This window comes from Pseudarthrobacter sp. RHLT1-30-1 (assembly GCF_059383415.1).
The window spans coordinates 44,595-67,820 of sequence record NZ_JBWZCG010000010.1; the positions used below are offsets into that span (position 1 = coordinate 44,595).

Below are 23,226 nucleotides of genomic sequence, written 5' to 3' on the forward strand. Positions count from 1 at the left end.
GCGGGGCGTCATGACCGGCGGGGTGAGCTTGCCCGCAGTGTCCCGTTTCGCGCCGGAGCCCTCGGGGCACGGGACTAGGATGGCACAGTGGCCGGCCTGATCAAACGCGAAGACATCGACGAAGTACGCCAGCGCACGGACATCAAGGAAGTAGTCGACGGCTACGTGACGCTCAAGGTCGCGGGACTGGGCTCCTACAAGGGTCTGTGCCCCTTCCACGACGAGCGATCGCCGTCCTTCACCGTCCGGCCCCAGGTGGGCCGGTACCACTGCTTCGGCTGCGGCGAGGACGGCGACGTCATCTCCTTCGTGCAGAAACTGGACCACACGTCATTCCACGAGGCTGTCGAAAAACTGGCCGCCCGGATCGGCTTCGAACTCCGCTACGAAGACGGCGGCTCCGGCCCGAACCGCGAGGAGGTCGGCCGCCGGCAGCGCATGCTCGACGCCCACAAGGTCGCGGACGAGTTCTTCCGCGCCCAACTGCTCACCCCGGGTGCCACCGAGGGCCGCAACTTCCTGCACGACCGCGGCTTCGACCGCGCCGCGGCCGACCAGTTCGGCGTCGGCTACGCCCCGCAGGGCTGGGACGCGCTGCTCAAGCACCTCCGCGGGAAGGGCTATACGGATCCCGAGCTCAAGCTGACCGGGATGTTTTCCGAAGGTGGGCGGGGGATTTACGACCGTTTCCGCGGCCGGCTGATCTGGCCGATCCGCGACATCTCGGGGGACACGATCGGCTTTGGCGCCCGCAAGCTCTACGAGGACGACCAGGGCCCCAAATACCTGAACACCCCCGAAACCACGCTGTACAAGAAATCCCAGGTCCTCTACGGCATCGACCTTGCCAAACGCAACATCGCCAAGGACCGGCAGCTCGTCGTCGTCGAGGGTTACACCGACGTGATGGCCTGCCACCTCGCCGGGATCCCGACGGCGGTCGCCACCTGCGGCACAGCGTTCGGCGCCGAGCACATCAAAATTGCCCGCCGCCTGCTCTCGGACGACGGCAGCGGCGGCGAGATCATCTTCACCTTCGACGGCGACGCCGCCGGCCAGAAGGCGGCCCTGCGCGCCTTCGAGGAGGACCAGCGCTTCGTCGCGCAGACCTACGTCGCCGTGGAGCCCAACGGGGCAGATCCCTGCGAGCTGCGTCAGACCAAGGGCGACGCGGCCGTCCGGGACCTGATCAACACCCGGCGCCCGTTGTTTGAATTCGCCATCCGGGCCGCGCTGAAGCGGCACAATCTGGACACCGTTGAAGGCCGGATTGCCGCCCTGCGGGAATCCGCTCCGGTCGTCGCCCAGATCCGCGACGCCGCCATCCGACCCGGCTACGCCCGGGAACTGTCCGGCTGGCTGGGAATGCCGGTCGAGGAAGTCAGCCGCGCTGTCGGCGCGGCCGCCAAGCGCGCGGCCCAGCCGCCGTCGGGAAGTTCCGGTTCAGGCCAGCACACGGCGCAAGGCAACGGTCAGGGCCGCGGCCCGGCCTCAGGGTACGCACCCGCCGGGCGATCCGCACCCGGCGTTGCCCCCCTGCCGGCGTCGCCGGGGCTGCCGTCGTTCAACCGGCCCGACCCGCGCGACCCCGTGGCCGCGATGGAACGGCAGGCGCTCGAGGTCGCTCTGCAGCAGCCAGGAATGCTGGAAGGTGAGACCTGGCAGCGTTTCTCCGAGGCTAGGTTCTCAACGCCGGCGTACCTCGCCATCCACGAGGCCATCCGTGCCACCGGACTGGCGTTTGCTGCCGACCCGGTGCGCTGGGTCGAACAGCTGCTGCAGGAGGTTCCCGAGCCGCTGCGCCCGCTCGTGTCCGAGCTCGCGGTGGTTCCGCTGCCGGCCAACACCGCCGACGGAGTCCTCCGCTACTGCCGGGACATCCTCGCGCGCCTGTTCGAACTGCAGATCACCCGGGTGAAGGCCGACAAGATGGGGCAGCTGCAGCGTCTGGACGCGTCCGCCGACCCGGAGGAGTTCCAGCGGCTGAACCGCGAGCTGATGCAGCTGGAAATGCAGCGACGATCCCTGCGCTCGGATGCCTGACTGACCCGTGCTGTCCCGCTCCGGTTGTCCCGACTGGTCGTCCTGCCTGGTCGTCCCGCCGGTCGCCCTGCCTGATCCTCCCGCCTAGTTGTCCGGTCTGGTCGTCCCGCCGGTTGTCCTGCCTGGTCGTCCCATCCGGGGGCAATTTCGCTTCCCGGCCGGGTGTTTGTTAGGCTTATATCCGCTTCATTCCTCCTTAGCTCAATTGGCAGAGCATTCGACTGTTAATCGAAGGGTTGCTGGTTCAAGTCCAGCAGGAGGAGCGCGTAGTCCCCGTTCCGGGTCACCGGGACGGGGGCTTTTTTATACCCGCAGGGGGTATGGCCACGATTTGCGCGACGGGTGATGGGCCGATTTCCTAACCGGGAAAACCTTTGCTAATGTCATACCTGCTTCATTCCTCCTTAGCTCAATTGGCAGAGCATTCGACTGTTAATCGAAGGGTTGCTGGTTCAAGTCCAGCAGGAGGAGCGGACAGGTCCCGCACCCGGTGATGAACCCGGGTGCGGGACCTTTTTTGTGCCCTCTTACGGCGCCATGACAGTGTTAAAAGTTTGCGTTCAAACGAAGTCCAGCTCTACCTGCAGGAACCGCTCGGCCTCCGCCACGGCCGCCTCGAAGGCTTCATGCTCCGTGGGGGACTTGCGGGGCTCGCGCGGGTGCCACTCGTGCGGGGCGGAATGGACCTGGGTGAAGCCGGCCCCCGGTGGGGCGTAAAAAATGCCGAAGCGCTGCACGGGCCACTCGGGGGAGGATTCCGGTGCAACCAGCAGCGCGGCATCCAGGGCCGCGTTGTACCACTGGGCAATCGGTCGGCGGCGGTCCTCGGTGAACAGCCCGGCCGCGAAGAGTGCCGCGGACTGCTGGCTGGTCTGGCTGCACAAGCGATCCCACCACAGTGGCAGGATCCCGGTGTCATACCGCTGCCACGTGGCGGGGAGGGGCGGATGATCCTGCCAGTGGGGCACATCAACAACTTTATCGCCCGAGGTCACACGGCAACAGAGTCCACGGCAACAGGGTCCGCGGCGACAAGGTCTGCGGCGAGCGAGCACACTGTTCCCCAAAGCGGACATGCCCCCTGCTCGGGCCGGCGCGTGGACATGATGCCACTTTGCCCAGTCCTGGCCTCCACCACGGGACATGTCCCCAGTGGTGCACCCTGGCGGCCCCACCCCGCCGGCTGGACGTGCCCCGCGCTCGAACGGGGGCGTGGACATGATGCCACTATGCCCACTCCTGGCCGCGAGCACTGGACATGTCCCCCCCTGGGGCCGGGTGTGTCGCAGGGGCGGCCGGTGCGGGGGAGCGGGTGTCTGGGCAGACGGGCTACTGGATCGACGGGACCGTGCGGGGCCGGACGATGAGCCACAGGGCGGCCGCGGCGAGGAAGATGCACGCAGCCTGGACGGCGCCCATCGGCGTGGCGGAACTGACGCCGAACCAGCCCACGACCGGCGAGATGAGGCCGGCCATCAGGAAGGTGGCGGCGCCGAGCAGGGACGCTGCGGTGCCGGCCTGCGCGCCGTGTTTGGCCAGCGCCAGGACCTGGACGCAGGGGAAGGTGAAGCCGGCCCCGAGGATGTAGAACCACAGCGGCACCATCACGCCCCACAGCCCGAAGCCCAGCTGGTCGAAGATCACGATCAGCACCGCCATGAGGAACATCCAGGCCGTGGATCCAGCCAGGATCCACTGCGGCGGGATCCGCCGGACGAGACGGGAACTGGTCTGCACGCCCGCGACGATGCCCAGCGAATTCACGCCGAAGAGCAGCCCGTACTGCTGCGGGCTGAATCCGTAGACGTCCTGGAACAGGAACGGCGACGCGGAAAGGTAGGTGAACAGCCCGGCGAAGTTCATCCCGCCCACCATCAGCAGGCCAACGAAGATCCGGTCCGCGAACAGCACGCCGTAACGCTGGCGCGCGGTCATGCCGGTTTTGCCGCGGAGTTCGCGTGGCAGCGTTTCCCGCACGACGAACAGCGCGGCGATGAAGACACACAGCCCGTAGCCGGCCAAGAAGAAGAAGATCCCGGGCCACGGCATAAACAGCAGCAGCTGCGAACCGATCACCGGCGCGAGGATCGGTGCCAGGCCGTTAACCAGGGCCATCCGGGAGAACATCCGGACCATGGCGAAGCCGCTGAACAGGTCCCGCACCATGGCCATCGCCACGACGCCGCCGCCCGCCGCGCCGATTCCCATCAGCACCCGGAAAAGGCCCAGCGTCGAGATGTCGGTTGACAGTGCCGCGCCAAGGGAGGCCCCGATGTGCACCGCCGTCGCCAGGATCAGCGGCATCCGCCGGCCGAACTTGTCACTGAGCGGGCCCACCACCAGCTGGCCCAGGGCGAAGCCGATCGTGGTGCCGGTCAGCGTCAGCTGCACGGCCGCCTCCGAGACGCCCAGGCTTTCCTCCAGTGCCGGGAAGGCCGGAAGGTACAAGTCCACCGTGAACGGACCCAAAGCCGTCAGGGCGCCCAGCATCAGGATATAGAGGAGCTTGCGGCGCCGGCTCAGAGAATCACCGGGATTGCTGGGTATCGTCACAGAGGTCCATCCTAGGGCTCGCGAAAGCCGTACGGGTGTGCGGGAAGGCGGCGCGCCACAGCCCGCCGCCGCGCCCGGCGCAGAGCCTGAATGGTAGTTTTGACACCGGGGCGTGCATGAAGCTGCCCAGACCGGCGAGCCCGCGGAAGCGGAATCACAGATGTAACCAGTTAGGCGGGACCGATGAGCGGACGTCACAGCGGCGGGACAAGCGCGGGGCTGCGCATTTCCGCGCTGCCCAGAACCCTGAAACTGATTGCCAAGCTGGCTCCGCGGCAGCTCAACGACGAGATTGCCCTCGCCAAGGTCGAAATCAAGCGCAAGGGCATCCAGGTCGGCGTTGCCGCCGCCTTTCTCGGCGTCGCCATCGTCTTCGTAGCATTCCTGGTCATCGGCCTCATCGTCGCCGCCATCATGGGCCTGGCCACGATCATGCCCGCCTGGCTCGCGGCCCTGCTGGTCTGCGGGGTCTTCCTGCTGATCGCCCTCATCGTCGGCCTGGTCGGCGTCCGCAAGTTCAAGAAAGCCATGCCGCTGGTTCCGGAAGATACCCTCCGCGGGCTCAAGTACGACCTCGGCATCGCCAAGGCGGGCTCCGCCTTCGATCCCGCCGTGCTGGATCCTGAATCCGAGCCGTACAAGGCAGCCAAGGCCGCTAAAGCAGAAGCCGCGGCCAAGGCCAAAGCCGAGAAGGAAGCCAAGAAGGCCGCTGAGCCGGAGTTCGGCCCGCCGCCCACCGAAGCGGAACTGCGTCGCCGGCTGGACCAGCGCCGCACGCACCTCACCGGAGTCCGCGATGAACTCGACGAGGAACTGGACGTCAAGACCCAGGCGAAGGCACTGCTTGCAACGGCCCAGGTCAAACTGCAGGGCGGCAAGGAACAGCTCAGCGACAAGATCGCCGGTTTCCGGGCCGCGGCTGAACGCACCGCGAAACAGCGCACGACGTCGGCCGGAACCAATGCGGACAGCGCCGGCACCGGCGTTCCCCGCCAGCTGGGCCAGCGGTGGAAACCGCTCGTGGCACTGACCGCCTCGGCCACCGCGCTCGTGTTCCTGCTGCGCAAACTGATCAAGGGCTAGGCAGCCCGCTGAACTGCGACGCCCGAACGTTGCCGGCCACGGAAAGGGGACCTGGATGAAGTTTATCGGTGCTGGTTCCCGGCCTGGTCAGGCCCAGATCCACCACGACAGGGTCCTCACGATCCCTAACGTGTTGACCGTGGTGCGGTTCCTCGGCGTCCCGCTGTTCATCTGGCTCGTGCTCGGGGCGCACGAATACGGCTTCGCCGCCCTCGTCCTGGCCATCATGGGCAGCACGGACTGGGTGGACGGCTATGTCGCCCGACGGTTCGACCAAATGTCCAACCTCGGACGGGTCATGGATCCCATCGCGGACAGGCTGTCGCTGATCGCGGTCGCCGTCACACTGGTGATCGCCGGCGTGGTGCAGTGGTGGTACCTCACGGCCCTGCTCGTGCCGGACGCCATCCTGCTCACCCTCTCGCTCTACTATTTCCACGGCCACCCCGACCTGCCGGTCAGCAGGATCGGGAAAATCCGGACGGCACTCCTCCTGGTCGGCACACCGCTGCTCGTCCTCTCCAAGCTCCCAATCCCTGGCACCGAGGCGTACTTCGTGGCCGCCTGGATCTTCCTCGGGCTGGGGCTCGTGGGGCACTGGATCGCCGGTTATAACTACTTCTGGGCGATCATCCGCAAAGGCAGACGACTCAAGGACACCCCGGTCGACGGCGGCATCCGCTGATGGTGTGGTTCGCGGTACTCCTTGCTGTGCTGGGCGCGTTCTGCCTCGCGTTCGGCGCCCAGCGCCAGGGCAGTGCGGTCAAGGCCGACACCGGCGGACTCGCGCTCAGCACCCACGGTATGCTCCGCCTGATCCGCAGCCCCCGCTGGGTGTTCGGTTTGCTGCTGCTGTGCGTTGGCATGGCGATGAACGCCGTCGCACTGGTCATGGCGCCATTGACCGTGGTCCAGCCGATCGGGGCGATCGCACTCGTCATCACCACAATCGTCAACAGCAAGGACCAGGGGCTCAGCATCAACCGGGCGACGGTGGTTGCCATTTCCGCCTGCGTCACAGGTTCGGCCCTCTTCGTGCTGCTGGCGGTTAACGTGACCCAGGAGAACCATAAGGTCAGCTCCTCCGACGAGCTCACGATTGTGCTGCTGCTGACCCTGGCGGTCGGACTGTTCGGCACACTCGCCCTGATGTTCAGGCACCGGATGAGCGCCTTCATCTATATCCTGGGCGCGGGCATCCTGTTCGGCTTTGTCGCAGTCCTGACCCGCATTATCGGCAAGCATTTGCTGGATCCCAACGGTCTCGGCGTGCTGAATGTGCCGTGGTATTCGGTGGTGGCCCTCGCGGCCGCCGGCGGCCTAGGCTCGTGGTTTGTCCAGAACGCCTACTCCGGCGGCCCGCCGGACCTCGTAATTGCCGGGCTGACGGTGATTGACCCGATCGTCGGGATCGCGATCGGCATCACCATCCTCGGCGAGTTGCGCCCCGATGTCCACGCCGTGATGGCGATTGGGATGGGGGCGGCCGGTTCGCTTGCTATCGTGGGAGTGATCGCCTTGTCCAGGCATCATCCCGAAGTCACCAAGCGCAAGAAGGACGCGCGGAAGGCCGCGGGCCGGGTGTCCCAGGACAAGACCAGTCCTCAGCAGTAGGCCTGGCAGGCCTGCGCCGACGGCCACTACCGTCCCAGCTGCCCGCACCGTGACCACCAGGAGCTCTCCACGTGACCATGCCCGACAACCAGCACCCGCTGACCATACTGATTGCCGCGGACACTTACCCGCCCCACGTCAATGGTGCTGCCATGTTCAGTTACCGCCTGGCCAAGGGGATGACGGCGCGTGGACATGACGTGCACGTCCTCGCCTGCCGCCCCGATAAGGGCAAGAGCTACACGGAATTCGGCGACGAAGGCACAGTCCACCGGATCCGTTCGCATTCAGTTCCTACTCACGAATACTTCCGGATCACGTTCCCCTGGGAGATCAAGAAGGAAATCAGCCTCCTGTTTGACCGCGTCCAGCCCGACGTCGTGCACATCCAGAGCCACTACATGATCGGCGAGCACGTGCTGTACGAGGCCGTCAAACGCGGCATCCGGATCGTGGCGACCAACCACTTCATGCCAGAAAACCTGAACCCCTTCCTGCCCTTCCCGCAGTGGTTCAAGGACATCGTGGGACGCATTTCCTGGAAGGACATGGGCAAGGTCATGGGCCAGGCCGACGTCGTCACCACCCCCACGCCGCTCGCGGCCAAGGCGATGCACGAACACGCCTTCCTCCGGAAGGTGCTGCCGCTCTCCAATGGCATCGACTCCGCAGCCTACGAACTCAAGCCAGGCGAGGAACTGGAGCCCCACGCCAGCCCCACCGTGCTGTTCGTCGGCCGGCTCGCCGAGGAAAAGCACATCGATGTCCTGATCGACGCTGTTGCCAAGACGCCGCAGGACTTGGACATCCACCTCGAGGTCGTCGGCGGCGGCGAAGTGCGTCCGGCACTCGAAGCCCAGGTGGAACGGCTCGGACTGCAGGACCGGGTCAAATTCCTGGGACTGGCCAGCGACGCCGATCTCCGCCAGGCCTACCTCGCGGCAGACCTGTTCTGCATGCCCGGCACGGCAGAACTGCAGTCGCTCGTGACGCTTGAGGCGATGTCGGCCTCCACCCCGGTGCTCCTCGCTGACGCCATGGCGCTGCCTCACCTCGTGCATGACGGTGAAAACGGCTACCTGTTCACGCCCAATGACAGCGACGACCTCGCGGCCAAAATGGTCCGCGTGCTCTCGCTTCCCGCGGACGAGCTGGCGGCGATGGGCAAGGCGAGCCGGGGGATCGTGGAGAACCACAGCCTCGGCCGCACCCTGCAGGCCTTCGAGGATCTGTACCGCGGCGCGAGCTACGACGATCTCGTTGTCTGACTCTGGCCACTATTGTTGTTAGAGTGATTTTCGCCCGGAAACCGTCCGGCCTCTTGCGGGCCTGCACAGTTTCCGGGCCACGGGGCTATAGCTCAGCTGGTTAGAGCGCGGGACTCATAATCCTAAGGTCCTCGGTTCAAGTCCGAGTAGCCCTACTTTCGGCAGTACCCGGTCAGGGATCCGCCGCCAAGGAGCCGCGGCTGACGTTTCGACGTCGGCCCCGGCTCTGTTTTTTCATCCCTCCCGATCCCCGTTACCGGTTCCGCTCTGCCAGAAGTCCGGAGCCCGCCTGATGTCGGCGGTCCCCATCCAGTAACGCGATCGACTGCATAGTCGGCCTGCGCACCGGCTCCATCACTTGCAGGGCTTCCACGCCATGCGGTAAGTTACTCGTGAGTAACATTCCGCCGGTTCGACGTCCGCGTCAATCCGGTCGCTGCAGAACACACGTGAAGGAACACCATGTCCAAAGCTGACATCGACATCAATAACCTCCCGTACGCCGACGGCGACTTCTTTGCCTTCGAACAGCTGCTCAGCGGCAAGGAGCAGGACCGGCTCGCCGAAGTCCGCGAATTCCTCGCCCGTGAGGTCAAGCCGATAGCCGCCGACTGCTGGAACCGCGGCGAGTTCCCCATGGAGCTTATTCCCAAGCTTGCCGAGATCGACCTGGTGAGCCCCGTCAGGCGGCAGGGCTATTCCAACCTCTTTGCGGGCGTCCTGCATGCTGAACTGACGCGGGCGGACACCTCCATTGCAACGTTCCTGGGCGTCCATGACGGCCTCTTCACCGGCTCCATCGAAGCTCTGGCCTCGCAGGAACAGCAGGAAGCCTGGCTGCCGGACATCTACTCACTCAAGAAGATCGGCGCGTTCGGCCTCACCGAACCCCTGGGCGGTTCAGACGTCGCCGGCGGCACCCGGACGACAGCGCGCCGGGAGGGCAACAGCTGGATTCTCAACGGCGCCAAGCGCTGGATCGGCAATGCCACGTTCTCCGACTGGGTCGTCGTTTACGCACGCGACCTTGCAGACAACCAGGTCAAGGGCTTCCTTGTCGACACCAAAGCCGAGGGCTACAGCGCCACGAAGATCGAGAACAAGATTTCCCTGCGCACCGTGCAGAACGCCGACATCACGCTGGACAACGTCGTCGTGCCCGAGTTCTTCAAGCTGGCGAACGCCAACAGCTTCCGCGACACGAACAAGGTCCTCAAAGTCACCCGCCTGGCCGTCGCCTGGCAGGCAGTCGGCCAGCAGCTTGCGGCCTTCGACGTCGCCCGCCGCTATGCGGTGGAGCGCAGCCAATTCGGACGCCCGATCGCCTCCTTCCAGCTGGTGCAGCACCAGCTCGTACAGATCCTCGGAAATGCCGTCAGCTCAATGGGCATGATGGTCCGGCTCTCCCAGCTGGAGGATCTGGGCCAGGCGAAGGACGAGCAGTCCGCACTGGCCAAGGCCTTCACCACGGCCCGGATGCGCGAGAGCGTCGCCCTGGGCCGCGGCCTCCTCGGAGGCAACGGGATCGTCACGGACTACGAGATGGCCAAGATCTTCTCCGATGCCGAAGCCATCTATTCCTACGAGGGCACCCACGAGATCAACACCCTCGTCACCGGCCGGGCGATCACGGGAATTTCCGCGATCGTCTAGGAGACGGCCTCCGAAGCGCGCGTCGGCCCCAAGACGACAGGCGCCCGGTGGCCGGCAGCACTGCCCGCGGCCCTTCATCCTAAAGTCACCCCTACCCATGCCCTACCCGGGTGCGGGATCCAGGGGCGGAAGCAGGACGGAGGGCCGCAGGTCCGTCACGAAGGCCAGCGGATTGAGGTACACCTCTCCGCGGCGCACACCCCAATGAACGCAGTTCGCCGGACCGCAGTGCCCGGGCTGCAGCCAGCCGAGCACATCCCCCTCCGCGACGGTTGCCCCCATGCTGAGGTCGCTGCGTACCGCTTCGAAGCTGCTCCGCAGTCCGTGGCCGTGGTCAACGGTGATGACCGGCCGGTCTACCACTGCGCCGACAAAGCTCACGGTGCCGGCGGCCGGCGAGATGACCGGAACGCCGTCGTGCGCGGCCCGGAGGTCGACACCGCGGTGGCCGCTCAGCCAGGGCCGGGCCGGCGGATCGAAGGCACGAATTACCTCTGGCCGGGGATCCAGCGGCCAGCTCCAGGTGCCTGCCTCGGCGGACGGACCATCCGCCGGTCCGGCTGTCGGTCCAGCCACAGCGCTCAGCGCCGACTGAACCGCGGGGTCAGTCGCGGCGCGGACTGCCGGACCAGGTCCGCCGGACGCAGTCACGGGTGCGAACGCCAGCAGCAGTGCGGCAATAAGGGTGGCAAGGGGCGCCGGAGACTTCATGGACCCAGCCTGCCGCCGACGCCGGATCGTCGGAAGTACCGCATCGCGCTATGTGGACACGAGGGACGGCCCGCGCGGCGGCCCAGAAACGACCCGCAGGGCGACCCCAAGGCTGCCCCGCAGAAGCCGCCGGCACAGTGGCCGCCTCGGGTCCCGAACGGCCGCAGCCAACCCCCGGCATCCCCGCAATCCGTTCAATCCGCCAGCCGCCCTGTAGTACACTTGGTGGAGCAGTTTGCTGTGCCCTCACGCTTGATCAATCCATTGTTCAAGCCGGCACGCCTCATTCTGGGGTGCGGGGGAGCAGTGGCTGACTACGCGTATCCAGCCCTCCACATTCGAAGCTTAAACCCTTCAGTGTGCGGAGGACTGCGCCTCTTACGGTCCGGGCCCATGGCCCGGGGAAGAAGCGCAGTGGATGCCAGGAGCACCGCCCGCCTGGGTGTTGCTAATCAACCGTCAACTATTGGCAGGGTAAGACAGCCCAAGGGCTGCCTCATGAATGACCTGCCGGAAGGAGCGCCGGCATGCCCGTCGTAACTATGCGCCAGCTGCTTGACAGCGGCGTCCACTTTGGACACCAGACCCGCCGTTGGAACCCGAAGATGAAGCGTTTCATCTTCACGGAGCGCAACGGCATCTACATCATTGACCTTCAGCAGTCACTGTCCTACATCGACCGCGCCTACGAGTTCGTGAAGGCCACCGTTGCACACGGCGGCACCGTGCTCTTCGTCGGCACCAAGAAGCAGGCACAGGAATCCATCGCCGAGCAGGCCACCCGCGTGGGCCAGCCGTACGTCAACCAGCGTTGGCTCGGCGGTATGCTGACCAACTTCCAGACGGTCTCCAAGCGCATCCAGCGCATGAAGGAACTCGAAGAGATTGACTTCGACGACGTCGCCGGTTCCGCTTACACCAAGAAGGAACTGCTTCTTCTTCGCCGTGAGCTCACCAAGCTGCAGACCAACCTTGGTGGTATCCGCAACCTGACCAAGGCGCCTTCCGCGCTGTGGATCGTTGACACCAAGAAGGAACACCTTGCTGTCGACGAAGCCCAGAAGCTGAACATCCCGGTTGTGGCCATCCTGGACACCAACTGCGATCCGGACGAAGTCGACTTCCCGATCCCGGGTAACGACGACGCCATCCGCTCCGTCAACCTGTTGACCCGCGTTGTTGCTGACGCCGTTGCTGAGGGCCTCATCGCCCGCAACCAGCGCGCCACCGGCACCACGGAAGCTCCGGAAGAGCCGCTGGCCGAGTGGGAGCGCGAGCTCCTCGAAGGCAGCAAGGCCGAAGAGGCTGCTGCCGCTCCGGCCGCCGAAGCCGCTCCGGCGGCAGAGGCTGAAGCTGCGCCCGCCGCTGCAGAGGAAGCACCGGCGGCTGAAGAAGCTGCTCCGGTTGCTGACGACGCCGCTGGCGAAGCCAAGTAGTCAGACCGAAAGTCTGCTTTCCTAGCTGACAAATAAATCCGGATCTCCCGCACGTTCAACGCCGTGCAGGGTAACTGACAGGATGGCCGCTCACCAGGTGAGCTGCCGTCCTGTCAGTCCGTACACCACATACATTTTCTAGACAGAGGGGTTCACATGGCGAACTACACTGCCGCTGATATCAAGGCTCTGCGCGAGCGCACGGGCGCCGGCATGATGGATGTCAAGAAGGCTCTTGACGAAGCCAACGGTGACGCCGAAAAGGCCATCGAAATCATCCGCATCAAGGGTCTCAAGGGCGCCACCAAGCGCGAAGGCCGCTCCACCGCGGAAGGCCTGGTTGCTGCCAAGGTCGCCGGCGGCGTTGGCGTGATGATTGAAGTCAACTGCGAGACCGACTTCGTCGCCAAGGCTGACAAGTTCATCCAGCTCGCCGACAAGGTCCTGGCTGTTGCTGTCGAGTCCGGCGCTGCCGATCTCGAGACTCTGCTGGCCACCGAGGTCGACGGCAAGCCGCTGTCCGAGGTCGTCGTCGAAGGGGGTGCTGTACTGGGCGAGAAGGTTGTTGTCCGCCGCATCTCCCGCATCGAGGGTGCATCGGTCGACGCTTACCTGCACAAGACCTCCAAGGATCTCCCGGCCCAGGTCGGCGTCCTGTTCGCTGTTGACGGCGAAGGCGAAGCAGCTGCTACCGCGGCCCACGACGTCGCGGTTCACATCGCCGCGATGTCCCCGAACTACCTCTCCCGTGAGGATGTTCCGGCCGACCTCGTCGAGTCCGAGCGTCGCATCGCCGAGGAAACTGCCAAGGCCGAAGGCAAGCCGGAGGCAGCAATGACCAAGATTGTGGAAGGCCGTGTCACGGGCTTCTACAAGGGCGAGGTCCTCCTCGACCAGGCGTTCGCCAAGGATGCCAAGAAGTCTGTCGCCCAGGTCCTCACCGAGGCCGGCGTCAAGGGCACCGCGTTCGCGCGGTTCCGCGTCGGTTCCTAGTCAGGCACCAGTCAGACAGTAGTCAGACATGCTGAGGGGTGGTCACTGTAGTGGCCGCCCCTTTTGCATGCACGCAGGTTTGCCCGGGACAGCGTCCCGGGCGCACCGGGGTCCGGGCGGAATGACGTCTTTGGCCCCCAGCACGATAACCTAGCTCAGAGTTCACCAACGGGAAGGCACCATGGAAACCGTCACCACTTCAGCCCAGCCAAAGAAGAGCCGGCGCCGAGTTCTGTTGAAGCTCTCCGGCGAGGTCTTCGGCGGCGGGAAATTGGGCGTTGACCCTGATACCGTTCGCGGCGTGGCCAAGCAGATCGCCGCAGCAGTCCCCGACGTCGAAGTTGCGATCGTCGTCGGCGGCGGAAACTTCTTCCGCGGCGCCGAACTGTCGCAAAGCGGAATGGACCGCTCCCGCGCCGACTACATGGGCATGCTCGGCACGGTCATGAACTGCCTGGCCCTCCAGGACTTCCTGGAACAGGCCGGCGTCGAAACCCGCGTCCAGAGCGCCATCACCATGGGCCAGGTCGCCGAGGCGTACATTCCGCGCCGCGCCATCCGCCACATGGAGAAGGGACGCGTCGTCATCTTCGGAGCCGGCGCCGGACTGCCCTACTTCTCCACCGACACCGTGGCCGCCCAGCGCGCCATGGAGGTCCACGCCGACGTTGTCCTGATGGCCAAGAGCGGCGTCGACGGGGTGTACACCGCCGACCCGAAGAAGGACCCCACCGCCGAGAAGCTGCACACCCTCAGCTACGATGAGGCCCTCCGCCGCGACATCCGCGTGATGGACCAGACCGCCATGACCATGTGCAAGGACAACAAGCTCACCATGGTGGTGTTCGGCATGGAAGGCGAAGGCAACGTCACCAGGGCCATTTTGGGCGAGGACCTGGGCACCGTCGTCACCCCCTAGCAACCGCTAGGATGTTTTCAGAGTATTCCGCACCCCGAAACCGGGGCAGGCGGACCGCAACCATGACCGTGCAGCACCCCGCCAGCGGGGGCACCAATTTCTGAGGAGAGACCGTGATCGAAGAAACCTTGCTCGAAGCCGGGGACAAGATGGACAAGGCGGTTGAAGTAGCCAAGGAAGACTTCGCCTCGATCCGTACCGGCCGCGCCACTCCGGGCCTCTACAACAAGGTCCTCGTGGACTACTACGGCTCCCCGACGCCGCTGCAGCAGCTGGCCTCCTTCGCCGTCCCGGATGCCCGCACCATCCTCATCACCCCCTTTGACAAGACGGCGCTGCGGGACATCGAGCGCGCCCTGAGCGACTCCGAGGTGGGAGCCAATCCCTCCAACGACGGCAGCGTCATCCGGATCACGATCCCGGACCTCACCCAGGAACGCCGCAAGGAATACGTCAAGATCGTCAAATCCAAGGGCGAGGACGCCAAGGTGTCCATCCGCAACATCCGCCGCAAGGCCAAGGAATCCCTGGACAAGCTGGTCAAGGACGGCGAAGCGGGCGAGGACGAGGGCAGCCGTGGCGAAAAGGAACTGGACGCCATGACCAAGGCTCATGTCGACGGGATCGACGAGCTGCTCAAGCGCAAGGAAGCCGAGCTGCTCGAGGTCTGATGGCGCAGGAACAGGGGGACCCCGGAGCGGGCGTCCGGGTGCGGGGGCGGCAACGGAGGAACCCGACGCCCAAGGCCGGCAGGAATCTTCCCGCCGCGATCGCGGTGGGGCTGGGCATGCTCATCTTCGTCCTTGGCGGACTGCTGCTCCTTCCGCTGGGGTTCGTGCTGATCGTCACCATCTTCGCGATTTTCGGCGTCTGGGAAGTCTTCCGGGCACTGGAAACGACCGGCACCAGGCTGCCGATCATTCCCGTGATGACGGGCACCATCGCCATGCCGGCCGCCGCCTACTTCGGCGGACTCGAAAGCCTTCTGTTCGCGATCATGCTCAGCAGCGTCGCGGTGCTGATCTGGCGGTCCCTGGAGGGCGCAGCCGGCTCCGCGCGCAGCATCTTCGCCGGTGTCTTCACCCTGGCCTGGATTCCGTTCCTGATCAGCTTCGCGGTACTGCCGCTGCACACCGTGGTGGGCACGACGCCGGTCGGACCGTGGCCCGACGGCGTGGTACCGCCCGGTGCGTGGCAGATTGCCACCCTTCTGCTGCTGGTGGTCGCTAACGACACCTTCGGGTATCTGGTCGGCGCCTCGCTGGGCAAGCACCCGATGGCGCCCAAGATCAGCCCCAAGAAGAGCTGGGAAGGCTTCGCCGGCTCCATTGCCGGCGCCACGGTGGTCGGAGTGCTCGCTGCCATCTTCCTGCTGGACAAGCCCTGGTGGGTCGGCGTGGCGCTGGCCGTGGGCATGGTTGCGGCAGCCACCGCCGGAGACCTCTCCGAATCCATGGTCAAACGCGAACTCGGGGTCAAGGACATGAGCAGCATCCTGCCCGGCCACGGCGGGGTCATGGACCGGCTGGACTCAATTGTCTTCGCCTCCCCGGTGGCGTTCATCCTCTACTCGGTTATGGCCGGAGTCTGAGGCCCCTGATCCACCCCGGCCCCGGAATGGAGCCGGACAAACCAGCCGAACGGCATCGAAGGAACAACAGTTACAGTGGACATTCACCGGCAGATCCCTGCCTCTTTTGACCGCGTGGAGCGGACCCAGTACGGCTACAACGCGAAGCAAGTCGACGAGTTCATGCAGCGTGCACGGGTGTCGTTCGAAACTCCCCAGTCCGCCGCGCGGCCGGTCAACAGCGCGGACGTCCGCGCAGTGTCCTTCGACCCGGTTAAGGGCGGCTACGCCGCCGCCGGGGTGGACGCCGCGCTGGACCGCTTGGAGGACGCCCTCGCCCGGCGCGAACGCGACGAACTCGTCGCCGAACGCGGCGAGGAGGCCTGGCTCCGCGAAATCGGCCGGCTCGCCGGCCTGCTGCGCGGGCGGCTGCACCGCCCCGACGGCCAGCGCTTCCGGCGCCCGGCCAAAGCTAAGGCGCGCAGCTACAACACCACGGATGTGGACGACCTCTGCTACGAGCTGATCGGCTACCTCGAGGAGGACAAGCCGCTGAGTGTGGACAACGTCCGCCGCGCCATCTTCCGCCCCACGGTCGGCAAGGACGGCTATGAGGAAAGCCAGGTCGATGCTTTCCTGGACCGCGTCGTCGAACTCATGGCCGCCATCGACTGAACGGCGTCAGCGCTCGGTGACCAGCGGCCGTTCCGGGGTGTGCAGCCGCGTCATCAGCCGGGTGATCGTCCGCGGCACCCGGTGCCTGGTGGCCCGGGAGACCAGGACCATCACGGCAAACGCCGCCGGCACGGTCCACGCCGCGGGCTGCGCCAGCCACGCCTGTGAACCGCCGGCCCCCAGTACGGCTCCGCCCACCATCGCCCCGCCGCACAACACCGCACCCGTGGCCATCCCGGCGATGGCCCCGGTGTCGGTCAGCCCGCGCCACCAGATGCCCAGCAGGAGCACCGGGCAGATCGTGGAGGCGGTGAAGGCAAACACCATGCCCACGCTGCCGGCCAGCGCGAGCGACCCCGTCATGGAAGCGAATCCCAGCGGAACCACCGCGGAGATCACGGCCGCCCACCGGAAGCCGCGCACGCTGCCGCCGAAGAGGTCCTGGCTGATCACCCCGGCGAGGGAGACCACCAGCCCGGAGGTCGTGGACAGGAACGCGGCGAACGCCCCGGCCACCACCAGGGCGGAGAGCAGGTCACCGGCGACCCCGCCAATGAGCTGCCCGGGGAGCAGCAGCACCAGCGCATCGGCCTGCCCGCTCTGCGCCAGTTCCGGGGCGAACATCCGGCCGATCAGCCCGTACGCCGTCGGGAACAGGTAGAAGACCGAGAGCAGGCCCAGCACAATCAGGGTGGTCCGGCGGGCCGACTGCCCGTCCGGGTTGGTGTAGAAACGCACGAGCACGTGCGGCAGGCCCAGGGTGCCGAACAGCAGCGCCACCAGCAGCGAGATGTTCTGGTACAGCCCGGCCGGGGCGACGGCCGTGGGATTCGCTGTCGCCACCGCCACGGCGGACGTTCCGGAACCCGCCAGGCTGAACGCGATAAACAGGATCGGCACGGCCAGCGCCGTCAGTTTCAGCCAGTACTGGAAGGCCTGGACGAAGGTGATGGACCGCATTCCGCCGGACACCACGGTGATGCAGACGACGGCGACCACCGCCGCCTGTCCCACCCACGCCGGCAGCCCGGTGCTGATCCGGATGGCCAGCGCCGCACCGTGCAGCTGCGGCACGATGTAGAGCCAGCCGACCATCACCACGACGACGCTCGTGACGCGGCGGACCGTCCGGGAGTCGAGCCGCGCTTCAGTGAAATCGGGAATCGTGTAGGCGCCGGAGCGGCGCAGGGGTGCTGCGACGAAGAGCAGCAGCATCAGGTACCCGGCGGTGTACCCCACCGGAAACCACAGGGCGTCCGTGCCGGAGAGCAGGATCAGCCCCGCGACGCCCAGGAAGCTCGCCGCGGAAAGGTACTCGCCGCCGATCGCCGAGGCGTTCCACCACGGCCTGACGGTCCGTGAGGCCACGTAGAAATCCCCGGTGGTGCGCGAAATCCGGAGCCCGTAGAAACCGATGACGGCGGTGGCCACTGAGACGGCGGCGAAGGCTGCGACGCCGACAACCGGGTTCATGCGCGCCTCATTTGTCCCCGGTGAGGTCCCGGTAGCGGGCCTCGTTCCGGTTCGCCGTCCTGACGTAGAGCCAGGCGCTGAGCCCGACCACCGGATAGATCCCGGCGCCCAGCAGTACCCAGTCGAAGGGCAGTCCGGCGATCGTGGACTGCGCGAGTCCGGGGACGAGTCCCAGCATCAGCGGGAACGCGACCAGGATCAGCAGGAAACCCGCGGCCACCACCACCCCCAGCCGCAGCTGCGTGCGGATCAGCGAGCGGACAAACACCTGACCGGCGTCGGACTCCTCCGCAGCGTCGCGCGAATCGGCGGCCGACCGTGCGCCGGGCAGTACGGCGCTGCCCAGCGACGTGCTGCCCGGCGTGATGCTCCCTGGTGTGATGCTGCGGGGGGCGGTGACCCGGACCCGGGTCATGCCTGCGGCCGGATCCGGGTCGCCTCAAGCTTTTCCCGCACCGAGGGCAGGTGCCGCCGGCTGATGGGCAGTTCAGCGCCGGCCACGGTGACGCTGGGCCGGGCGGCGGCAAGTTTCATGTGGCTGACGTGGTTCAGCGCGATCAGGTAGGAGCGGTGGATCCGGATAAACCCGGCATCGGCCCACTGCTGTTCCAGGTCGGCCAGCGGAACACGGATGAGGTAACTCGCGTCCGCGGTGTGCAGCCTGGCATAGTCGCCCTGCGCCTGGACATAGGTGACGTCCTCGCGGCGGATCATCTTCGTCGTCCCGCCCAGGTCCACGGTGATCATTTCCGGCCGCGGGGCGCCGTCCTTGAGCAGCTCGCTGATCCGGCCGATGGACCGCGCCAGGCGCTCGGCCCGGACCGGTTTCAGCAGGTAGTCCACGGCGGCCAGCTCGAAGGCTTCCAGGGCGCAGTCCTCATCGGCGGTGACGAACACGACGGCGGGCGGCTTGCTGCTGCGCGCGATGACGCGGGCGATGTCGAGGCCGGAGAGCGCGGGCATGTGGATGTCGAGGAAGACGGCGTCGACGTCCTCGACCTCCAGGGCGCGCAGCGCCTCGGCCCCCGAGGAGGCCCGGTGGATGGTGCCGATCCGGTCATCCCGGCCAAGCAGGAAGGCCAGTTCCTCGACGGCGGGCAGCTCGTCGTCGGCGACGAGGACATTAATCATGGATCTAGACTAACGCCGGACGCGTTTGGGCCCTATCAGGCGTCGTGGCGGGGCTGGGACTTGGGGACGCGCATGGTGATCAGGGTGCCCTCGCCGGGTGCTGTCTCGATCACCAGGCCGTTCTCGTCGCCGTAGACCTGGCGCAGCCGGGTATCGACGTTGCGCAGCCCGACATGGTCACCGTCGGCGTGCCCGGCAAGGACCGCCCGGAGGTGCTCCGGGTCCATCCCCACGCCGTCGTCCTCGATGGTCACCTCCGCGAAGGCGCCGGAGTCGTTGGCGGTGATGGAGATGTGGCCGGGGCCCTCCTTGGCCTCGAGGCCATGCCGGACCGCGTTTTCCACCAGCGGCTGCAGGCTCAGGAACGGGATCACGGTACTGAGCACCTCGGGTGCGATCCGCAGGCTCACCTGCACGCGGTCCCCGAAGCGGGCACGCTCCAGCAGCAGGTAGCGGTCGATGCAGCGCAGCTCCTCGGCGAGGGTGGTGAAATCCCCGTGGCGGCGGAAGGAGTAGCGGGTGAAGTCGGCGAACTCCACCACGAGCTCCCGGGCCCGGACCGGGTCGGTGTTGATGAAGGAGGCGATCGCGTTCAGGGAGTTGTAGATGAAGTGCGGGCTGATCTGGGCCCGGAGCGCGCGCACCTCGGCCTCCATCAGCAGCGTGCGGGACGCGTCGAGTTCGGCCAGTTCCACCTGCGCCGCCACCCAGTCCGCCACCTCGCTGGTGGCACGGACCAGCCCGGCGCCGGCTGCCGGGGCAAAGGCGGCCACGACGCCGACCACCCGGGTCCCGGCCCTGATCGGGGCGATCACCGCGGCGCGTTCCACATCTGTGCGGGTCGCAACGGCGCCCCCGGCCCGGGCGAGTTCCTGCACTTCACCGGCCGGGATCACGGCAGTGTGGCCGCCGTCGAGCACTCCGGCAGCGAGCTGCATCAGCAGCGGCTTCAGCTCCTCCCCGGCCCCGTCCCAGGCAAGCACGCCCGTGGTGTCGGTGATCGCCAGCGCGTCGCAGCCCAGCAGGCTGCGCAGCTGCCGGCTGGCTTTGGCGGCACCGGCCGGATTGAGTCCGGTCCGCAGATGCTGACCCGCGCGCGACGCCGTGTGCAGGGTTTTGTAGGTCGCCCGTTCCGCGTCGGTGCCCAGCTCGCGGAAGGACCGGAGCACCTTGAGTCCGACGGCGACGACGACGGCGATTGCTGCCGCGATCACGGCGATGGCGGCGGCGATGAACAGGGGAGAGTCGGGCATGGGCCCAGCGTATCGCGGCGCCGGCGGGACGAGGCCGAAGAGTGCACGACGGCGGCGCCGGCTGTGCAGATCGTGCCGTTGAGCGCATCGTCGCAACCGCTGAGCGACGCAGAGCGCGGCGGTTATGGAATGTAAGTCCCATCACGCGAGACAGTGATTGCAGTCACATTGGCCGGTGGGCTGTTGGGAGCAACCAGGGCAGCCGGTGTGGACACACAACTCTCAATGAGGAGGAACGATGGGTAACGAAGCCCAAGAACCGGACGTTACGGCGGCCGTGGACTTCAAAGCAGTCCAATCGACGGAGCGGTTCCAGGAACTGCGCAAACGTCACCGCAGCTTTGTCTTTCCGATGGCCATTGCATTCCTGCTCTGGTACTTCGCCTACGTCCTGCTGGCCGACTACGCGGTGGAGTTCATGTCCACCAAGGTCTGGGGCAACATCAACATCGGCCTGATCATGGGCCTGGCCCAGTTCGTGACCACATTCGCCATCACCGGCGCGTACGTCAGCTACTCGAACCGCAAGCTCGACCCGATCGCCGCGGAAATCCGCCACGATATCGCGGGCCATGAATTCGACAAGCACGGCAACCAGATCAGCGGGGTTAACAAATGACGTTTATGATTCCCGCGGCCGTGGATGTTGCGGCCCTCAAGGAAACCACGCTGCTGAACATGGGCATCTTCGGCCTGTTCGTGGCGGTCACCATGATCATCGTGATCAAGGCCAGCCGCAACAACAAGTCGGCAGCCGACTACTACGCCGCCGGCCGGTCCTTCACGGGTCCGCAGAACGGCACCGCCATCGCCGGCGACTACCTCTCGGCAGCCTCGTTCCTGGGGATCACCGGCGCCATCGCGATCAACGGCTACGACGGCTTCATGTACTCCATCGGCTTCCTGGTCGCGTGGCTCGTGGCCCTGCTGCTCGTCGCCGAACTGCTCCGCAACACCGGCAAGTTCACCATGGCCGATGTGCTCTCCTTCCGTCTCCGGCAGCGCCCCGTGCGCATCGCGGCGGCCATCTCCACCCTTGTGGTCTGTTTCTTCTACCTGCTGGCGCAGATGGCCGGAGCCGGCAGCCTGATCTCCCTGCTCCTGGGCATCAGCGACTGGGGCGGACAGGCCCTGGTGATCATCGTCGTCGGCGCCCTGATGATCATGTACGTACTGATCGGCGGCATGAAGGGCACCACCTGGGTGCAGATCATCAAGGCCATGCTCCTGATCGCCGGCGCCGCGGTCATGACCTTCTGGGTCCTTGCCATTTATGGCTTCAACCTCTCCGACCTGCTGGGCGGCGCGGTGGAGACCTCGGGCAACCCGAACCTCCTCAACCCGGGCCTGCAGTACGGCAAGAGCGAGACTTCCAAGCTCGACTTCATGTCCCTCGGCCTGGCCCTGGTCCTCGGCACTGCGGGCCTGCCGCACGTGCTGATGCGCTTCTACACGGTGCCCACCGCCAAGGAAGCCCGCAAGTCCGTGGTCTGGTCCATCGGGCTGATCGGCCTGTTCTACCTGTTCACCCTGGTCCTCGGTTACGGCGCTGCGGCGCTGGTGGGTGCCGATACCATCAAGTCCGCCCCGGGCGGCGTCAACTCCGCCGCTCCGCTGCTGGCGTTCCACCTCGGCGGGCCGTTGCTGCTCGGCTTCATCTCGGCGGTGGCGTTCGCAACCATCCTGGCCGTCGTCGCCGGTCTCACGATCACCGCGGCAGCATCGTTTGCGCATGACATCTACGCCAGCGTCATCGCCAAGGGCAAGGCCGACCCGGATACCGAAGTGAAGGTGGCCCGCAAGACCGTCATCGTGATCGGCATCCTGGCCATCGCCGGCGGTATCTTCGCCAACGGACAGAACATCGCGTTCCTCGTGGCCCTGGCCTTCGCCGTCGCCGCCTCGGCCAACCTGCCCACCATCGTGTACTCCCTGTTCTGGCGCAAGTTCACCACCCAGGGCGCGATCTGGAGCATGTACGGCGGGCTGGGATCGGCGATTCTCCTGATCGCATTGTCCCCGGTGGTCTCCGGGGCCAAGACGTCCATGATCCCGGGTGCCAACTTCGCCATCTTCCCGCTCAGCAACCCCGGCATCGTCTCCATCCCGCTCGCGTTCTTCCTGGGCTGGCTCGGTTCGGTGCTGGACAAGCGGCTGGAAGACACCACGAAGCAGGCCGAAATGGAAGTCCGCTCCCTCACGGGTGTGGGCGCCGAGAAGGCCACCGACCACTAAGCACCAACCGCCGGTGATACCCGCCGGCTGAGAAACAGCAGGAGCCCCCGTGCAACCGCGCGGGGGCTCCTGCTGTTTGCGGTTCGAAGTGCCTGGCCGGGCCGCCGTTTCAATCCTTTCGGCACGGGCTATCCGGCGGGCGTCAGCTGTCGGCCGAGCCGCGCTCCAGCAGCGGTTGGATCCGGAACGGGATCATCTCACTCATGGCCAGGGCGGTGTCGGTCCGGTCCACCCCGCCGCAGGCCAGGATCTTGCCGTTGATCCGGAACAGATCCTCGGCGTCGAGCGCGACCACCCGGAGCAGCAGATCCGCCGAACCGGTCAGGCCGTAGCCCTCCAGGATCTCCGGAATATCGGCCAGTTCCACCGCCAGCGTGCCTAGCTTCTGCTGCTGGACGTGCACCGAGATGAAGGCCATCAGCGGGTAGCCGAGCGAGGCCGGATTGATGCGGCGCTCAAAGGACAGGAAGACGTGCTTCTTCTCCAGCTGGGCCATCCGGGCCTGCACGGTATTCCGCGATAATCCCAGCTTCTGCGCCAGTGCCACGACCGTCCGTCGGGGGTCGCGGGCCATGGCCGAAAGCAGGCGGGTGTCGGTGCCATCCAAGGGTTGCAT

The 23,226-nt window shown here is 66.3% G+C and carries 22 protein-coding genes and 3 tRNA genes; 17 read left to right on the plus strand and 8 right to left on the minus strand.

Features of this window, described 5'->3' with window-relative positions; genetic code table 11:
* Window positions 1-87: 87 nt before the first annotated feature.
* The 3 genes from dnaG (at window position 88) to AC50YM_RS09285 (ending at window position 2,514) form a co-directional block, all read left to right on the plus strand.
* A complete protein-coding gene (gene dnaG / locus AC50YM_RS09275; protein ID WP_494956660.1) occupies window positions 88-2,043 on the plus strand; it encodes a DNA primase in 1,956 nt (651 codons plus the stop codon).
* Window positions 2,044-2,233: 190 nt separating this feature from the next.
* Window positions 2,234-2,306: transfer RNA gene (locus tag AC50YM_RS09280), tRNA-Asn, on the plus strand.
* A gap of 135 nt (window positions 2,307-2,441) precedes the next feature.
* Window positions 2,442-2,514: transfer RNA gene (locus AC50YM_RS09285), tRNA-Asn, on the plus strand.
* Window positions 2,515-2,603: 89 nt separating this feature from the next.
* Here AC50YM_RS09285 and AC50YM_RS09290 read toward each other — a convergent pair.
* Both AC50YM_RS09290 and AC50YM_RS09295 read right to left on the minus strand, forming a co-directional pair.
* Window positions 2,604-3,011: a hypothetical protein gene (locus tag AC50YM_RS09290; RefSeq protein ID WP_494956661.1), complete on the minus strand. Its 408-nt coding sequence runs from the start codon at window positions 3,009-3,011 to the stop codon at window positions 2,604-2,606.
* Window positions 3,012-3,372: 361 nt separating this feature from the next.
* On the minus strand, window positions 3,373-4,596 hold the full coding sequence (locus AC50YM_RS09295; RefSeq protein ID WP_494956662.1) for a multidrug effflux MFS transporter: 1,224 nt from the start codon (window positions 4,594-4,596) through the stop codon (window positions 3,373-3,375).
* A 183-nt stretch (window positions 4,597-4,779) separates the two neighbouring features.
* Here AC50YM_RS09295 and AC50YM_RS09300 point away from each other — a divergent pair, with 183 nt between their 5' ends.
* The 6 genes from AC50YM_RS09300 (at window position 4,780) to AC50YM_RS09325 (ending at window position 10,214) form a co-directional block, all read left to right on the plus strand.
* Window positions 4,780-5,679: a phage holin family protein gene (locus AC50YM_RS09300; RefSeq protein ID WP_494956663.1), complete on the plus strand. Its 900-nt coding sequence runs from the start codon at window positions 4,780-4,782 to the stop codon at window positions 5,677-5,679.
* Between the two features lie 55 nt (window positions 5,680-5,734).
* Entirely contained in the window at window positions 5,735-6,364 is a 630-nt protein-coding gene (locus tag AC50YM_RS09305; RefSeq protein WP_494956664.1) for a CDP-alcohol phosphatidyltransferase family protein, read from the plus strand.
* Window positions 6,364-7,293, plus strand: a complete 930-nt coding sequence (locus AC50YM_RS09310) for a DMT family transporter (protein WP_494956665.1) — start codon at window positions 6,364-6,366, stop codon at window positions 7,291-7,293. The genes AC50YM_RS09305 and AC50YM_RS09310 overlap by 1 nt, the downstream gene beginning before the upstream one ends.
* Before the next feature lie 71 nt (window positions 7,294-7,364).
* A complete protein-coding gene (locus AC50YM_RS09315) occupies window positions 7,365-8,561 on the plus strand; it encodes a glycosyltransferase (protein ID WP_494956666.1) in 1,197 nt (398 codons plus the stop codon).
* An 81-nt stretch (window positions 8,562-8,642) separates the two neighbouring features.
* Window positions 8,643-8,716: transfer RNA gene (locus AC50YM_RS09320), tRNA-Ile, on the plus strand.
* 307 nt (window positions 8,717-9,023) lie between these two features.
* On the plus strand, window positions 9,024-10,214 hold the full coding sequence (locus AC50YM_RS09325; protein ID WP_494956667.1) for an acyl-CoA dehydrogenase family protein: 1,191 nt from the start codon (window positions 9,024-9,026) through the stop codon (window positions 10,212-10,214).
* A gap of 102 nt (window positions 10,215-10,316) precedes the next feature.
* Here AC50YM_RS09325 and AC50YM_RS09330 read toward each other — a convergent pair whose 3' ends face one another.
* Window positions 10,317-10,925, minus strand: coding sequence for a M23 family metallopeptidase (locus tag AC50YM_RS09330; protein WP_494956668.1), 609 nt, complete (start codon window positions 10,923-10,925; stop codon window positions 10,317-10,319).
* Between the two features lie 527 nt (window positions 10,926-11,452).
* Here AC50YM_RS09330 and rpsB point away from each other — a divergent pair.
* The 6 genes from rpsB to AC50YM_RS09360 all read left to right on the plus strand — a co-directional run bounded on the left by rpsB (window position 11,453) and on the right by AC50YM_RS09360 (window position 16,518).
* On the plus strand, window positions 11,453-12,361 hold the full coding sequence (gene rpsB, locus AC50YM_RS09335) for a 30S ribosomal protein S2 (protein ID WP_494890324.1): 909 nt from the start codon (window positions 11,453-11,455) through the stop codon (window positions 12,359-12,361).
* A gap of 156 nt (window positions 12,362-12,517) precedes the next feature.
* Window positions 12,518-13,354: a translation elongation factor Ts gene (gene tsf / locus AC50YM_RS09340; protein WP_494956669.1), complete on the plus strand. Its 837-nt coding sequence runs from the start codon at window positions 12,518-12,520 to the stop codon at window positions 13,352-13,354.
* A gap of 181 nt (window positions 13,355-13,535) precedes the next feature.
* Window positions 13,536-14,273: a UMP kinase gene (gene pyrH, locus AC50YM_RS09345; RefSeq protein ID WP_494956670.1), complete on the plus strand. Its 738-nt coding sequence runs from the start codon at window positions 13,536-13,538 to the stop codon at window positions 14,271-14,273.
* A gap of 113 nt (window positions 14,274-14,386) precedes the next feature.
* Window positions 14,387-14,944 carry a ribosome recycling factor gene (frr, locus tag AC50YM_RS09350; protein WP_494956671.1) on the plus strand — a complete coding sequence of 186 codons (558 nt, stop codon included), beginning with the start codon at window positions 14,387-14,389 and terminating at the stop codon, window positions 14,942-14,944.
* Window positions 14,944-15,864: a phosphatidate cytidylyltransferase gene (locus AC50YM_RS09355; protein ID WP_494956672.1), complete on the plus strand. Its 921-nt coding sequence runs from the start codon at window positions 14,944-14,946 to the stop codon at window positions 15,862-15,864. Before frr ends, AC50YM_RS09355 begins: the two co-directional genes overlap by 1 nt.
* Window positions 15,865-15,939: 75 nt before the next feature.
* Complete coding sequence (locus AC50YM_RS09360) at window positions 15,940-16,518, plus strand: DivIVA domain-containing protein (protein ID WP_494956673.1); 579 nt, start codon at window positions 15,940-15,942, stop codon at window positions 16,516-16,518.
* A 6-nt stretch (window positions 16,519-16,524) separates the two neighbouring features.
* Here the strand turns inward: AC50YM_RS09360 and AC50YM_RS09365 are convergent, their stop codons facing one another.
* Genes AC50YM_RS09365 through AC50YM_RS09380 form a run of 4 tightly spaced genes read right to left on the minus strand, consistent with a single transcriptional unit; the run spans window position 16,525 to window position 20,375 of the window.
* Window positions 16,525-17,991, minus strand: a complete 1,467-nt coding sequence (locus AC50YM_RS09365) for a sodium/solute symporter (RefSeq protein ID WP_494956674.1) — start codon at window positions 17,989-17,991, stop codon at window positions 16,525-16,527.
* Window positions 17,992-17,998: 7 nt separating this feature from the next.
* Window positions 17,999-18,406 (minus strand): DUF485 domain-containing protein, encoded by a 408-nt coding sequence (locus tag AC50YM_RS09370; RefSeq protein ID WP_494956675.1) that lies wholly within the window; start codon window positions 18,404-18,406, stop codon window positions 17,999-18,001.
* Window positions 18,403-19,122, minus strand: coding sequence for a LytR/AlgR family response regulator transcription factor (locus AC50YM_RS09375; protein WP_494890308.1), 720 nt, complete (start codon window positions 19,120-19,122; stop codon window positions 18,403-18,405). Before AC50YM_RS09375 ends, AC50YM_RS09370 begins: the two co-directional genes overlap by 4 nt.
* Before the next feature lie 35 nt (window positions 19,123-19,157).
* Window positions 19,158-20,375, minus strand: coding sequence for a sensor histidine kinase (locus AC50YM_RS09380; RefSeq protein ID WP_494956676.1), 1,218 nt, complete (start codon window positions 20,373-20,375; stop codon window positions 19,158-19,160).
* Between the two features lie 238 nt (window positions 20,376-20,613).
* Between AC50YM_RS09380 and AC50YM_RS09385 the strand changes: the two genes are divergently transcribed.
* Both AC50YM_RS09385 and AC50YM_RS09390 read left to right on the plus strand, forming a co-directional pair.
* Window positions 20,614-20,994 (plus strand): DUF485 domain-containing protein, encoded by a 381-nt coding sequence (locus AC50YM_RS09385; RefSeq protein ID WP_494956677.1) that lies wholly within the window; start codon window positions 20,614-20,616, stop codon window positions 20,992-20,994.
* Window positions 20,991-22,610 carry a monocarboxylic acid transporter gene (locus tag AC50YM_RS09390; RefSeq protein WP_494956678.1) on the plus strand — a complete coding sequence of 540 codons (1,620 nt, stop codon included), beginning with the start codon at window positions 20,991-20,993 and terminating at the stop codon, window positions 22,608-22,610. The genes AC50YM_RS09385 and AC50YM_RS09390 overlap by 4 nt, the downstream gene beginning before the upstream one ends.
* Window positions 22,611-22,752: 142 nt before the next feature.
* On the opposite strand, the gene AC50YM_RS09395 is transcribed toward AC50YM_RS09390, so the two are convergent.
* Window positions 22,753-23,226 (minus strand): Lrp/AsnC family transcriptional regulator, encoded by a 474-nt coding sequence (locus tag AC50YM_RS09395; RefSeq protein ID WP_494956679.1) that lies wholly within the window; start codon window positions 23,224-23,226, stop codon window positions 22,753-22,755.